Consider the following 13,625-nt stretch of genomic DNA (forward strand, 5'->3'; position numbering starts at 1 on the left):
GAGCGGGGGAGGGCGGGGCGGGGCGAGTGTATCCAGGACAATGAGTGGATTGTCCTGGTGGTCGGTTCCTAGGCTCGGCGGCGTCCGGAAGTACGGCGAAATCCTTCAGTACGGCGAGATCGGAGTGCCGCGCATGACCGTCCGCAGCGAGCGGGACCAGCAGGTCGTCACCCTCACCATCGACCGGGAGAAGAAGCTCAACGCCCTCGACTATCCGACGATCGACGCGCTGCTCGCCGAGCTGGACCGGATCGAGGCCGAGGACAGCGTCCGCGCGGTGATCCTGACCGGCGCCGGGGAGCGGGCGTTCAGCGCGGGCGCCGACATCCCCTCGCTGGCCGACAGCATCGCCGGCGGGCCGGAGCGGGCCCTGCGCGAGTTCGTCCGGCGCGGGCACACGCTGACCCGGCGGATCGAGGAGTTCCCCAAGCCGATCATCGTCGCCGTCAACGGCCTGGCGTACGGCGGCGGTTGCGAGCTCACCGAGGCGGCGCCGCTGGCCGTCGCCGCCGAGCACGCGCGCTTCGCGAAGCCGGAGATCTCGCTCGGCTTCGCGCCGCCGTTCGGCGGCTCGCAGCGGCTGCCGCGCCACGTGGGCCGCAAGCGCGCGCTGGAGATGATCCTCACCGGTGAGCCGATCCCGGCCGCCCGCGCCGCCGAGATCGGCCTGGTCAACTCGGTCGTCCCGGTGGTCGAACTCCTGGACACGGCACGGGACCTGGCGGACCGGATCATCCAGCACGCGCCCACGGCGGTGGCCGCCTGCCTGCGGGCCGTCACCCGGGGCATCAACCTGCCGATCGACGAGGGCCTCGCGGTGGAGGCGGCCGCCTTCGCGGCCACGGTGCCGACCGAGGGCGTACGGGACGGGGTGGGGCGCTTCCTGGAGCGCTCGCGCGGCTCCCGCTGAGCGGAGGGCTCCGGCGCGTCCGGTGCTGCCGGGCGGGCATCGGAACTCGGTTGCGGCGGGCGGCGGCCGGTGGCGACGATGGCGGCATGGCCGATCTGATCCACCACGTGAACGCCTTCCGCGCCGCCTTCGCCCGCCGCCAGGCCGCCGAGACGGTCGAGCTGCCCGGGGCCGTCGTCGTCCGGGACCGGGAGTACCCGTTCTCGGAGGAGCACAACTGCCTGATCGTGGACGGCCCGCAGGCCGATCCGGCGGCGCTGCCCGGCCTCGCTGCCCGGCACCTCGGGGAGCGCCGCCGCTACGCGATCGCCACGCTGGACGAGGAGATCGGCGAGCGGGCCACCCCGGCGCTGGCGGCCGCCGGCTACCAGCGGGAGGACCTGGTGCTGATGGCCCGGGACACGGCCGGCTGCGTGCTGCCCGAACAGGCCGCCGTGGCAGCCGAGTTGGCCGAGCTGCGGGACGCGCTGCTCCGGCAGAACCTGGTCTGGTTCCCGGACGAGGACTCGGCCCGGCAGCTCACCCACCGCCGGGCGGTCCGGCTGCGCGGCGCCGAGGAGGTGCGGTTCCTGGCAGCCCGGGAGCCGGACGGGCGGGTCGCCGCCTGGGCCGACCTCTACCTCGACCGGCGCGCCGGGCTCGCCCAGGTGGAGGACCTGGTCACCGCCGAGGCGCACCGCGGCCGGGGCCACGGCGACACCCTGCTCGGCACCGCGCTCGCGCTGGCCGCCGCGGCCGGGATCCCCCGCCTGTTCCTGATCGCGGACGCCGAGGACTGGCCGCGCGAGTGGTACGCCCGGCGCGGCTTCACGGAGATCGGCCGCAGCCACCTCTTCCACGGCGGCTGAGCCCGGCCGAGTGACGGGTGCGTCGAGTCCGGGGTGTTCGCTACTGGCCGACGCGCCCGTCGACGCACTCGCGCAGCAGGTCGGCGTGACCGCAGTGGCGGGCGTACTCCTCGATCCGGTGCACCAGCAGGTCCCGGACCGCGATCCGCTCGCGGCCGATGCGCTCGCCGAGGTCCGGGTGCGCGGCGAGCGCGGCGTCGGTCGCGGCCTGCTCGCGCTCCAGGTCGGCGAACGCGCCGTCCACCACGGCCGGTTCGGCGACGGCGCCGTCGAAGTCCGCGTCCCGGGCGCCGTACAGCTTCGGCAGCGGCTCGGTGTGGGTGATCCAGTTCCGCCAGTCCCGCTCGACCTCGGCGAGGTGGCGGACCAGGCCGAGCAGGGACATCGAGGACGGCGGCACCGAGCGGCGGGCCAGCTGCTCCGCGTCCAGGCCCTCGCACTTCATCCGCAGGGTGAGCCGGTAGTTCCGCAGGTACTCCCGGAGGGTGCCGAGTTCGCCCTCCGGCGAGGGGCTGTCGCTGTCGCGCGGGTCGTCGGCCGGGTCGGCCCACATGTCGGGGTACACGGTCGCCTGCGTCCAGCGGGTGGGTTGATCGCTCATGCGGGGAATGGTCGTCCACGCACGCTCGGCCGCGCCACCGGTTTTCCGTTCGACGGGGCGCCAGCTGGCCTGGTACGTGCGGGAGTTCGGCGTCACCGGGAGTTCGGCGTCACCAGGAGAGCGGGTAGCGGACCGGGTGTGCGCCGACCCGGCCGGGCAGCAGGCCGATCACGACCAGCAGGCCGGTCGAGAGCACGAGCAGCGGGAGGAAGGGCACGGGATGCGGCGCCTGCAGGACCACGATGACGGCGGTCGCCGCGGCCGGGGAGTGCGGCAGGTGGGTGAGCATCATGGCGCCCAGCGCGAGCCCGGCGGCGACGGCCGCGCCCCAGGTGGTGCTGCCCGTCACGGCGAGGGTGGCGTAGCCGACGAGCGCCGACAGCAGCTGGCCGCCCACCAGGTTGCGCGGCTGGGAGATCGGCAGCCCGGGCGCGCCGTGCACCAGGGCCGCGCTGGCCGCCAGCGGTGGGATCAGCAGGGGCTGGTGGAGCAGGACGCCGACCCCGACGAGCAGCAGCAGGGCGCCGATGGCGAAGGCGGCGGCGCGCAGCGCGTGCAGGGGGTGGGGTCGGCTGGTGGCGGCCGGGGGAGGGCTGGGCATGACTGGGCGGCTCCGGGTGGGTGACGGGGATCCGGAGATGATAAACAAACTGTTGAGCAAAGAGTCGAATGGTTTGCCTGCTGGGCAAACCGTGTGGTCACCCGGCATCCCCGCGACGGGTCGGCTCACCGGCTGACGGCCCCCGGCTGACGGCCCCCGGCTCGGTCAGTGCGCGACCCCCTCGACCGGCACGGACGGCCGCAGCAGCACCGCCGGCAGGTAGTCGGAGCTGACACCCAGCTGCCAGCCGTGCGCCCGGACGGCCAGCGCCGCGAGGGCGATGGTGCCGAGCGGGAGCAGGCTGCGGGGCGGCGCGTCCGCCGGCGCGCTGTCGCGGTGCTCGGCCAGTCGGGCGGCGAGCGCCTGCTCGAAGGCCGGCTGGTCGTCCGTCAGCAGCACCCGCAGCAGCCGCTGGTCGGGGTTCAGTTCGCCCGCGGCGTCCAGCGCCCGGACGGCTGCGGCGCGTTCCTCGGCCGGGGGCTTCTGCAGCGGGTCGGGCGCGGGGGCCATCCACGGCGAGCGTGCGGTCTTCACCAGGGCGAAGTAGGCGCCCAGCGCGTCCATTTCGGCGAGGTCCGCCGGTTCGGAGACCGAGGTGAGGTCCGACCACGGCAGGCCCTGGTGGATCGACGGGGCGAAGTCGTCCTTGAACAGCGGGCCGATCATCCGGCGCGGCTCGTCGACGTGCCCGCTGACCACGGCCAGCGCGAAGGCCTCGACCCAGGTCGCCGCGGTGGCACCGAAGTCGAGCACGTCGCCGAACCGGTGCTCCTCGCTGTCCAGCGTCCTGCCGAGGTACGGGAACGGGATCGAAAAGTCCCCGCGCGGGAAGTTGCCGAGGTGCAGCACGCCCGTCGCGCACTCGGAGGCCGTCCGCAGCAGCTCCCGGGCCTCCGGGCCGTCCAGCGCCCCGCCCGTCGCGGAGAGCGCGCCGAGGTGGTCCAGCAGGACGGCGGCCATCGCGCGGATCGGCTCGACGCTCAGCTCGTGGCAACTGATGGTCAGCCAGTGGGCGTTGGCCCGTACGCGGGTGCGCGCCAGCGCGTCGGCGATCCGCTCCTGGTCCACTTCGTGACGCGTGACGCCCACCATGTGCTGCCCCCGTTCGGTTGGTACGGGCGGCGGTGTGCGGCCGCGCGCCCGTGATCTCCTGCTGTCCTGCTGTCCTGCTGTCCGAGACGGACGCTAGCAGGCAGGACTGACAACTCCCCTGGTCGGGCGGCGCGGGCGGTGGCTCGGCCGGGCGTCAGCGGCACAGGGTGCGGAAGGTGTACCCGTGCTGCTGGAGGGTGTTGATGATGGTCGGCAGCGCGGCGACGGTCTGGCTGCGGTCGCCGCCGCCGTCGTGCAGCAGGACCACCGAGCCGGGCTGGACGGAGCCGAGGACGCGCTGTTCGATCGCGGTGGCGCCGGGCCGGGACCAGTCCTGCGGGTCGACGGACCACAGCACGATGGTCTTGCCCAGGGCGGCGGCGCGGGCCCGGACGGTGTCGTTGACGAAGCCGAACGGCGGCCGCAGGCAGCCGGGGGTGGTGCCGGTCCGGGCCTTGATGGCGTGGTCGGTGTCGAGGATCTGGGCCTTGAAGTCGGCGGCGGAGAGGGTCCGCAGGTCGGGGTGGGACCAGGTGTGGTTCTGCACGCTCTCGCCCTGGTGGGCGACCTGCCCGGTGAGCTCGGGGTGCGCGGCGACGTTCTGGCCGAGCTCGAAGAAGGTGGCGGGCACGCCATACCGTGCGAGCACGGCGAGCACCTGGGCGGTGTTCGGCCCGGGGCCGTCGTCGAAGGTGAGGTAGACGACCGGGCCGGCCGGGGCGGGGGAGGTGGTGGCGGCGGAGGCGACGGCCGGGGCGCCGAGGCCGAGCAGGGCGGCCAGCAGGCCGGTCACCGCGCCGGCCGCCAGGCGCAGCGGGCGGGTGGGGGAAGCGGGGGACATGAGGGGCTCCGGGGTGGTGCTACCGGGTGTGAGCGTGGACGGTCGCGCACCCGGCCGGCGGTGACACCGGGTGAACGGCACGGCGCCCCGGGGGAATTCGTCCCCCCCAACCATCCTCCGCCCGGCCACCGCGCGGTGCACGTCCGCCCGGACCGCCGCTCCCCGTGGCGTGCGGCGGCCCGGTGCGCCGGTCCGTACGCCCTCCGGCTGTCGGTGCTCTCCGTTAGGGTGCGGACCGGCGACCGCTGCCATCGCGGGCCGGCGCCAGGGGAGGGCGGCGGCATGGGCGAGGGCACGCGCGCGATCGGGACCGGACGTGGGCAGGGGAGCGGGGTCGGGGCCGGGGTCGGCGCCAGCGACGGCATCCGCTGGCTCGCCGGGCTCCGCGGGGAGTTGGACGGCGTGCTGTTCGCCCGGGGCATAGCGCCGCACGAACTCGCCCGCCGGATGGGCGCGGACCCGGCTGCCGGCACCGAGCCGATCAGCGGCACCGAGGTGTGGGACCTCGACATCGAGTCGTACCGCCCCGGCGACGACGGGGACGGCGTGGTCCGGGTCGGCGAGTGCGGCGGCTGGTCCTTCGCGATCGAGTACGGCGATTCGACCGGCGGCGAGCGGCTCACCGAGATAGCGGCCGGCGGTGTCGAGGTGGTGCACTTCCGCCCGATGCCCGAGCACCCGCCGGCGCTGCTCGACTACGCCCGCGACGGCGCGGTGCTGTGCGGTTTCGGCCTCGGGGAGGAGCGCTGGCGCTGGGGCCGCGAGCCGGACCTGCTGCTGCCCGAGCTGGTCGCCGCCGAGGTGCTGGCGCCGGGCGGCACGGCGCCCGCGGACCGGGGCGGCCCGGAGGAGGGGTACGCGGCCGTCCGTGAGCGCACCCTCGGCGTGGTGGAGCGGCGGTTCGGCCTCGGCCTGCCGCGGGCCGCCCTCGGTGAGCTGCGCCTGCCGGCCTACGCGGTGCGCGGCACGCCGGGGATGTCGCGCTGAGCGGCTGACGAACGGTCGAGGGCGGTCGGGCCCCGCCGGGGGGGCAGGCCGTACGGGCGGTGGCGGTCCAGCCGTACGGTCGAGGGCGGTCAGGCCGTGACGGTGGCGGCGCGCAGCCGGGCGGCGGACCGGGCCAGGCGTGCGGCCGCGAGCAGGGTCGGGCTGAAGCCCACCGCGCAGGCGGCGAGCACGCCGACCGGGCTCAGGCTCCCGGACAGGGCGGCGACGAGGACGGCCGCCAGCGGCACGGCGAGCAGGGGCGCGAGCAGGAGCAGGGCCGCCTGCTTCTTCTCCCGCCGGCTCCACTGCGCGGAGCGCCCGACCCGGATCGCGGCGGCGACGGCGGTCACGAGCCCGAGCACCGGTCCGACGCCCGGGACGAGCAGCAGCGGCAGCGGGAGCACGGCCAGGGCCAGGGTCACGGTGGTGCGGCCGCTGCTCTCCGGTTCGGGGCGGCCGCCGGCCTCGGGCCGCGCGGGGCCGGCCTCGGCGAGCGCGGCGTCGGCGATCTGCCGGGGGCTGCCCAGCTGGTCGAGGACGTGCCGGACGGTGGCCTCGTCGGCGGGGCCGGTCGGGCCCGCCTCGGCCAGGGCGACCTCGACGTGCTCGCGCAGGTCGGCGAGCAGTTCGCGGCGCTGGTCGGCGGGCAGCGGCTCGGTGAGCCGGGCGACGGCGTCGAGGTGGGCGCGGACCAGCGGGTGGTCGGTGGGGTTGCTCACGGCTTCTCTCCCGGGGTGAGGATCTGGTCGACGGTGATGCGGAAGGCCGGCCACAGGGCGCTGAACTCGTCCAGTGCGGCGCGCCCGGCGTCGGTGAGGGCGTAGTAGCGGCGGGACGGGCCGGTGGCCGAGTCCCGGAGGAAGGTGTCGGCGAGCCCGGCGCGGCGCAGCCGGGACAGCAGCGGGTAGATGGTGCCCTGGCTGGTCGCGAGCATCGGGAAGCGGCCGAGCTCCTGGAGCAGTTCGACGCCGTAGCGCGGGCCGTCGCGCAGCAGCGCGAGGACGCAGTACTCCAGCACGCCCTTGCGCAGCTGGGTCGCCACCGGGCCGTCCGGGGCGGTCGGCGCGCGATCGGGGTCGTCGCCGGGTTCGTGGTTGGCGGTGCCAGGTACCATGCAATGCAAGGTAGCAGGCGAAGCAAGCTACTGCCAGGGGCTCCTTCCGTAGGCGCCCGTACGCGTGGGACCGCGTGGGACCGTGCCGGACCGTGCCGGGCCGTGCCGGGCCGGACACATCGGACAACGTGGCTGGGCCGCGTCGCGGTTCACCGCGGCATCCCTCACCCGCTCGGCCGGTGGTACGGCACGCGCCGCACGCCCCCGGTCGGGCGCCACCGGCGGGCGCGGCCGGGCCTCCGCCCCTAGGGTCGTTCGTGCGCCGGCCGAGCCCTCAACCCGAGCCCCCCCAGCCCCGGCGATCCCGCGCCGCAGCCCGAGAGGTGGACCCGCCCCATGCACACCGTCGTCCGTGGAGCCGGCGCGCTCGGCCTGGCCGTGCTGCTGCTCGCCACCGCCACCGGCTGCCAGGGCGACCACCCGTCCGCCGCCGAGCCCGCGCCGAGCTCCCCGGCCACCGGCCCGTCCGGCGGCGGCACCCTCGCCGGGCAGCAGCCGCTGGACTGGCACGGCTGCCCGCCGCCCAGCGCCGCGCAGGGCGGCAGCGGCACCGCGCCCGCCGGGGACTGGCAGTGCGCCACCCTCAAGGTGCCGCTGGACCACGCCAAGCCGGACGCCGGCACCATCGACCTCGCGCTCATCCGCAGCCCGGCCAAGGACGAGCCGCACCGGATCGGCTCGCTGCTGTTCAACTTCGGCGGCCCCGGCGCCTCCGGCGTCGCCACCCTGCCCGCCCTGGCCGGCAGCTACGCCTCCCTCAACTCCCGCTACGACCTGGTGAGTTTCGACCCGCGCGGGGTCGGCGACAGCGCCGGGGTGAGGTGCCTGGACGACGCGGCGACGGACGCCGACGCGGCCGTCGACGACACCCCGGGCGACCCGGCCGCGGTCAAGGCGCTGGACGAGAGCAACGCCCGGTTCACCGCCGCCTGCGAGCGCAACTCCGGCCGGGTGCTGCCGTACGTGGACACCGAGAGCGCCGCCCGCGACATCGACCTGCTGCGCCAGGCACTCGGCGACCAGAAACTCTCCTACTTCGGCATCAGCTACGGCACCCAGCTCGGCGGCGTCTACGCCCACCTGTTCCCGGAGCAGGTGGGCCGGATGGTGCTGGACTCGGTGGTCGACCCGACCAAGGACCCGCAGCAGTCCGCGCTCGGCCAGGCCCAGGGCTTCCAACTCGCCCTGGAGGACTTCATGAAGGCCTGCGCCGCCCAGGCCGCGGCCGCCTGCCCGACCGGCGCCGGCGGCGCCGACGGCACCGCGAAGGTCTCCGAGCTGCTGCGGAAGGCCGAGCAGTCCCCACTGCCCACCGCCGACGGCCGCAAGCTCACCGGGAGCCTCGCCGTCACCGGCATCGCCGGCGCCCTGTACAGCCAGGAGACCTGGCCCGCGCTGGCCACCGGCCTCACCGAGGCGATGGAGCAGGGCAGCGGCGACACCCTGCTCAAGCTCGCCGACTCGCTGCGCGGGCGCGACGCGCAGGGGCACTACAGCAACCTCGGCGCCGCGAACCGGGCGATCGGCTGCGCGGACGCCCGGCAGCGCTACTCCGACCAGGACGTCCAGCAGCAGCTGCCGAACTTCCGCGCCGCGTCCCCGGTCTTCGGCGAGTTCACCGCCTGGGGCCTGACCGGCTGCACCGGCTGGCCGGTCGCGGGCAAGACCGACCACCCGGAGGTCGCCGCCCCGGGGGCCGCCCCGATCCTGGTGGTCGGCACCACCGGCGACCCGGCCACCCCGGTGGAGGGTGCCCGGGCGATGGCGCAGCAGCTCGGCGCGGGCGTCGGTGTCACCGTCACCCTCCAGGGCGAGGGCCACGGCGGCTACAACACCGGCAACCCGTGCCTGAAGCAGGCCGTCGACGGCTACCTCCTGGACGGCCGGGCGCCGGCGGACGGGACGGTCTGCAGCTGAAGTGGCCCAAACCAGGACGTACGAATTGGCTCTGGAAAGCGGGCCACTCGTCCCACTAGGCTCACCGACGTGAACAACGAGATCCCCAAGGTCGACTTCTACTTCGACCCCGTCTGCCCCTTCGCCTGGATCACCTCCCGCTGGATCCTGGAGGTCGCGCGCCAGCGCGAACTCGACCTCACCTTCCGGGTGATGAGCCTGTCCGTCCTCAACGAGGGCCGCACCGACCTGCCCGAGCGCTACCAGCGCCTGATGACCACCGGCTGGGGCCCCGTCCGGGTCTGCATCGCCGCCGCCGAGCAGCACGGCCAGCACGTGCTGCGCGACCTGTACACCGAGCTCGGCACCCGGTTCCACGACCAGGACCGCCCGGCGGACGAGGACGTCATCCGCGAGGCCCTGGTCGCCGCCGGCCTGCCGGAGGAGCTCGCCGAGGCGGCCCACAGCACCGCGTACGACACCGCGCTGCGCAAGAGCCACCACGAGGGCATGGACCCGGTCGGCGAGGAGGTCGGCACGCCGACCATCCACATCGACGGCGTCGCCTTCTTCGGCCCGGTGCTGAGCGCGATCCCGCGCGGCGAGGACGCCCTCAACGTCTTCGAGGGCGTGCGACTGCTCGCCGGGTACCCGAAGTTCTTCGAGCTGAAGCGGACCAGGACGGGTTCGCTGGACTTCTCCTGATCCACGGTGGACGCCCTGCGGGGCGTCAACCCGCCCTCGACGGAAGGCGGTTGGCGGCACCTACGGGCGGCCCGGTGAGCAGCGCCGGGCCGCCCGTCCGCGTTTTCCGGGCCAGTGCGTTGATTACTACGCGGCAAGTACTACGCGCCGTGTAGCATGCCGCCATGGTCGAGCACACGTCGAGCACCACCGAAGCACCGCCCCGGGAACGCCACTTGACGGTGCGTGCGGACTGGCCGAAGGCCGCCGCCGCCCTGCTCGGAGCCGCCCTGCTGGCCGCCCAGGCGCCACCCGGCCTGGCGCACGCCCTGGCCGACGCCGTCCAGGCCGAACGGCCGCTGGCGGACCACGTCGCCCCCGGCGTGCCCTGGCTGCCCGACGTGCTGCTGCACGGCGACCGGCCCGCCGGCCCCGCGGCCGCGGACCGTACGGGCGGGCCCGCCGGAGCCCGGCGGTGAGCCGCGCACAGCGGCGGGCGCTCACGGCGTCGCTCCTGCTCGCCGTCGCCTTCACCGTCTTCGCGTACGTCACCACCCAGGCCAAGGGGCTCCGCGCCGCCAGCCCCTGGCAGGCGGACCCGTACGACGCGGTCGTCTCGTTCACCCTGTTCCTCGTCCCCGCGCTGGCCGCGGCGGCGACGGCCCGCTCCTGGCTCTGCCGGGGCGCGGCCCCGCAGCCCGGCCACCGGGTGGACCAACTCCTGCGCGCCGCCCGGCTGGGCGTGCTGCTGGTCGCGGCCACCGCCGCCACCGACTGGGCGGCGGTCGCGCTGCGGGCGGAACGCGAGCGCTGGGGCGCGCCCACGGTGTGGCTGATCGCCGCCCTGGTGCCGCTGACCGCCGGCGCGGCCCGGTGCCTGCGGCTGCTCCGGCGCGCCACCCGCGAACCGGCCCCGGCCCCGCCGCCGGAAGAACGGCGCCGGCCCGGCGGCGACTGGCTGGACGACCTAGTGCTGCTCGCCGCCCCGATCGCCGACCTCACGACCGCCGCCGCCCTGTTGCGCCGCCACCTCGTCGCGGCCGCGGCCGGGCTCAGCCTGCTCGCCGCGGCCGGCCTGGTCGCCGGGCAGGCGATCGGCGAGGGCCGGCCTGGGCCGCTCGTCGCGCTGGTCGAACTCTCCGTGTTCACCTGCGGGTTCTTCGCGTTCTGCCTGCTCGGCGACGCGGTGCTGCGGATCGCCGCCACCGGTTCGCCGTGGAGCCCCGCCCGCGCCGCCGCCTTCGCCGCCGCCCTGGCCGTCCCGGTCAGCGGCAGCCTGCGCTCCGCCCTCTGGCACCTGGCCGGCCTCCCGGGCACGGCCGACTCACCGGGCCGCCTGCTCGCCCTGATGGCCGGCTGCGCCCTCCTCGCCGCCACCGCCACCCTGACCGCCGCCCGCGCCCGGCACCTGCCGTGACCGAACCGGTGGAACCGGTGGAACGGGTGGACGGGCAGGACCGCGTGCTCGGCGTGGTCGAGCGCGCCGAGGCGATCCGCCGCGGCTGGCTGCACCGGGTCGCCACCACCGTCTGCCGGGACGCGACCGGTCGGGTGCTGGTCCACCGCCGCCCGGACGGCGCGAGCCGCTTCGCAGGGCAGTACGACCTGATGGTCGGCGGCGCCGTACGGGTGGGGGAGTCGTACGCCGCGGCGGCGGAGCGGGAGGTGGGCGAGGAACTGGGCGTGGCCGTGGCCGTGCGGCACCGCTTCACCTTCCAGTGCCGCGGCGCGATCGCCCCGTACTGGCTGGCCGTCCATGAGGCGGTGCTGCCTGCGGGCCGCCTCGCGGTCGATCCGGAGGCGATCGCCTGGTACGGCTGGCTGGGCCTGTCCGAGCTGGCGCGGGCCGTGCGGCGGTGGCCGTTCGTGCCGGACGGGCAGGTGGCGTTCGGCCGGTACCTGCGAGGACTCCCGTCCGGGGCCCGGCCGTCCGACCATGGAGGGGAAGGCCCGGTGGTGGGCGAGAGGCGGTGAGTGCGGATGATCGTACGAGGTCGGCTGCGGGCGGCCGCCCGGCACTCCGCGACCCCGCCGGGGGCGGGGCGGCCGGGGAGCGGGACGGGCTGGGGGCAGGGCCCCGGGAAGCCCGGCGGGGCGAAGCCGCCGCAAGTGCCCGTGCCCGGGTGGCGCCGGTGGCTGCTGCCCGTCGCCGTGCTGGTCACCCTGCTCCTGCTGGTGCTGTTCTCCCACCCCGGCCGCAGCGGCGGCACCAGCTACGGCTACACCGACTTCCTGAACCGGGTCGACGCCGGGCAGGTGCGGACGGTGAACATCACCGACACCGGCGGCGTCTCCGGCACGCTCAAGGACGGCACCCGCTTCACCAGCCAGATCCCCACCGCCCTGGACAACTCCCCGCTCAGCCGCGCCCTCGCCGACCAGCACGTCGGCATCACCGCCAGCCGCAGCAGCGGCGGCAGCTCGCTCTGGTCCACCCTGCTGCTGCTCCTGCCGCTGCTGATCTTCGGCGGGCTGTTCCTGTGGTCCGGCCGGATGGCCGCGCGCTCGCTCAGCGGCGGGCTGAGCGCCATCGGCCGCTCCCGCGCCAAGATCATCGAGGCCGAGCGGCCCGCCACCCGCTTCGCCGACGTCGCCGGGTACGACGGCGTGAAGCAGGAGGTCAGCGAGGTGGTCGACTTCCTGCGCAGCCCCGACCGCTACGCCGCCGCCGGAGCCAAGGGACCGCGCGGGGTGATCATGGTCGGCCCGCCCGGCACCGGCAAGACCCTGCTCGCCCGGGCGGTCGCCGGCGAGGCCGAGGTGCCGTTCCTGTCCGTCACCGGCTCCGGCTTCGTCGAGATGTTCGTCGGCGTCGGCGCCTCCCGGGTCCGCGACCTCTTCGACGACGCCCGCAAGCGCGCGCCGTCGATCATCTTCATCGACGAGATCGACGCCGTGGGCGGCCGCCGGGCGGGCGGCACCCGGATCGGCGGCAACGACGAACGCGAGCAGACCCTGAACCAGCTGCTCGCCGAGATGGACGGCTTCGACCAGGGCACCGGCATCGTCGTCATCGCCGCCACCAACCGGCCCGACGCCCTCGACCCGGCCCTGCTGCGCCCCGGCCGCTTCGACCGGCAGGTCACCGTACCGCTGCCCAACCAGGCCGAACGCGCCGCCATCCTCGCCGTGCACACCCGCGGCAAGACCCTCGCCCCCGACGCCGACCTCGACCGGATCGCCCGCGGCACCCCCGGCTTCTCCGGCGCCGACCTCGCCAACCTGGTCAACGAGGCCGCCATCAACGCCGTCCGCGCCGAGCGCGCCACCCTCACCGCCGACGACCTCGACGCCGCCCGCGACCGCGTGCTGCTCGGCCGCCGCGAGTCCTCCAACGCGCTGCTGCCCGAGGAGCGGCACGCCGTCGCCGTGCACGAGTCCGGGCACGCCCTGACGGCCGCGCTGTGCGAACACGCCGACCCGGTCGCCAAGGTCACCATCCTGCCCGCCGGCGTCGCCCTCGGCGCCACCGAGCAACTGCCCGAAGCCGAACGGCACCTGTACGGCGAGAGCTACCTCAACGACCTGCTCACCGTCCAACTCGGCGGGCGGGCGGCCGAGCTGGTGGTCTTCGGGGAAGGCTCGACCGGCGCCGCCAACGACCTCGCCAACGCCACCTCGGTCGCCACCCGGATGGTCCGGGAGTTCGGCCTCTCCCCGGAGCTCGGACCGGTCGGCTACTCCAGCGGCTCGCCGCAGCACCTCGGCGAGGGCCTGGAGGACCTGCTGCGCCGCCCCTACTCCGAGCAGACCCAGCGCACCGTGGACGAGGCCGTCGCCCGGCTGCTGCGCCGCGCCGAGCGGCGGGCCGTCGAGCTGCTGCGCGAACACCGCCACCACCTGGACGAGTTGGCGGCCCTGCTGGTCGCCCGGGAGACCGTGGACGGCGCCGTGGTGCTGGAGATCCTGCGGCACCCGGCCGCGGACCAGGCGGCTCCGGGGCCGGGGTCCTGACGCCGGGGCTGGCGGAGCTGCCGGGAACTGCCGGAGCTACCGGGGCGGGGCCGCCGCAGGCCCGGCCGGGGCCCGGGTGGATGATGGCACGGTCCCG

15 protein-coding genes are annotated in these 13,625 nt (G+C 75.7%); 9 read left to right on the forward strand and 6 right to left on the reverse strand.

What is annotated here, in order from left to right:
- Nucleotides 1-133 precede the first annotated feature (133 nt).
- Both VM95_RS24805 and VM95_RS24810 read left to right on the forward strand, forming a co-directional pair.
- Entirely contained in the window at nucleotides 134-910 is a 777-nt protein-coding gene (locus VM95_RS24805) for a crotonase/enoyl-CoA hydratase family protein (protein WP_045700366.1), read from the forward strand.
- An 86-nt stretch (nucleotides 911-996) separates the two neighbouring features.
- Entirely contained in the window at nucleotides 997-1,758 is a 762-nt protein-coding gene (locus VM95_RS24810) for a GNAT family N-acetyltransferase (RefSeq protein ID WP_045700367.1), read from the forward strand.
- 40 nt (nucleotides 1,759-1,798) lie between these two features.
- Here VM95_RS24810 and VM95_RS24815 read toward each other — a convergent pair whose 3' ends face one another.
- From VM95_RS24815 to VM95_RS24830, 4 genes are all read right to left on the reverse strand, one after another.
- Nucleotides 1,799-2,359 (reverse strand): DinB family protein, encoded by a 561-nt coding sequence (locus tag VM95_RS24815; RefSeq protein ID WP_045700368.1) that lies wholly within the window; start codon nucleotides 2,357-2,359, stop codon nucleotides 1,799-1,801.
- A gap of 109 nt (nucleotides 2,360-2,468) precedes the next feature.
- Nucleotides 2,469-2,960: an HPP family protein gene (locus tag VM95_RS24820; protein WP_045700370.1), complete on the reverse strand. Its 492-nt coding sequence runs from the start codon at nucleotides 2,958-2,960 to the stop codon at nucleotides 2,469-2,471.
- A gap of 165 nt (nucleotides 2,961-3,125) precedes the next feature.
- Nucleotides 3,126-4,052, reverse strand: coding sequence for an immunity 49 family protein (locus VM95_RS24825; protein WP_045700372.1), 927 nt, complete (start codon nucleotides 4,050-4,052; stop codon nucleotides 3,126-3,128).
- A gap of 154 nt (nucleotides 4,053-4,206) precedes the next feature.
- Nucleotides 4,207-4,893 carry a polysaccharide deacetylase family protein gene (locus VM95_RS24830; protein ID WP_045700375.1) on the reverse strand — a complete coding sequence of 229 codons (687 nt, stop codon included), beginning with the start codon at nucleotides 4,891-4,893 and terminating at the stop codon, nucleotides 4,207-4,209.
- A gap of 282 nt (nucleotides 4,894-5,175) precedes the next feature.
- Between VM95_RS24830 and VM95_RS24835 the strand changes: the two genes are divergently transcribed.
- Nucleotides 5,176-5,880, forward strand: coding sequence for a DUF6461 domain-containing protein (locus VM95_RS24835; RefSeq protein ID WP_244178933.1), 705 nt, complete (start codon nucleotides 5,176-5,178; stop codon nucleotides 5,878-5,880).
- Between the two features lie 89 nt (nucleotides 5,881-5,969).
- Here the strand turns inward: VM95_RS24835 and VM95_RS39060 are convergent, their stop codons facing one another.
- Entirely contained in the window at nucleotides 5,970-6,599 is a 630-nt protein-coding gene (locus VM95_RS39060) for an HAAS signaling domain-containing protein (RefSeq protein WP_052707551.1), read from the reverse strand.
- Nucleotides 6,596-6,994 (reverse strand): PadR family transcriptional regulator, encoded by a 399-nt coding sequence (locus VM95_RS24845; protein ID WP_045700377.1) that lies wholly within the window; start codon nucleotides 6,992-6,994, stop codon nucleotides 6,596-6,598. The genes VM95_RS39060 and VM95_RS24845 overlap by 4 nt, the downstream gene beginning before the upstream one ends.
- Nucleotides 6,995-7,330: 336 nt before the next feature.
- Here VM95_RS24845 and VM95_RS24850 point away from each other — a divergent pair, with 336 nt between their 5' ends.
- The 6 genes from VM95_RS24850 (at nucleotide 7,331) to ftsH (ending at nucleotide 13,528) form a co-directional block, all read left to right on the forward strand.
- Nucleotides 7,331-8,911, forward strand: coding sequence for an alpha/beta hydrolase (locus VM95_RS24850; RefSeq protein ID WP_052707552.1), 1,581 nt, complete (start codon nucleotides 7,331-7,333; stop codon nucleotides 8,909-8,911).
- Nucleotides 8,912-8,980: 69 nt separating this feature from the next.
- Complete coding sequence (locus VM95_RS24855; protein ID WP_045700380.1) at nucleotides 8,981-9,595, forward strand: mycothiol-dependent nitroreductase Rv2466c family protein; 615 nt, start codon at nucleotides 8,981-8,983, stop codon at nucleotides 9,593-9,595.
- 164 nt (nucleotides 9,596-9,759) lie between these two features.
- A complete protein-coding gene (locus tag VM95_RS24860) occupies nucleotides 9,760-10,053 on the forward strand; it encodes a hypothetical protein (protein ID WP_157882192.1) in 294 nt (97 codons plus the stop codon).
- Entirely contained in the window at nucleotides 10,050-10,991 is a 942-nt protein-coding gene (locus VM95_RS24865; protein ID WP_045700384.1) for a hypothetical protein, read from the forward strand. Before VM95_RS24860 ends, VM95_RS24865 begins: the two co-directional genes overlap by 4 nt.
- On the forward strand, nucleotides 10,988-11,548 hold the full coding sequence (locus tag VM95_RS24870; protein WP_045700386.1) for an NUDIX hydrolase: 561 nt from the start codon (nucleotides 10,988-10,990) through the stop codon (nucleotides 11,546-11,548). Before VM95_RS24865 ends, VM95_RS24870 begins: the two co-directional genes overlap by 4 nt.
- Nucleotides 11,549-11,683: 135 nt before the next feature.
- Nucleotides 11,684-13,528, forward strand: a complete 1,845-nt coding sequence (gene ftsH, locus VM95_RS24875) for an ATP-dependent zinc metalloprotease FtsH (RefSeq protein WP_052707553.1) — start codon at nucleotides 11,684-11,686, stop codon at nucleotides 13,526-13,528.
- Nucleotides 13,529-13,625 lie beyond the last annotated feature (97 nt).

The sequence above is a fragment of the Streptomyces rubellomurinus genome (assembly GCF_000961885.1).
In the GTDB taxonomy this organism is placed as follows: domain Bacteria; phylum Actinomycetota; class Actinomycetes; order Streptomycetales; family Streptomycetaceae; genus Kitasatospora; species Kitasatospora rubellomurina.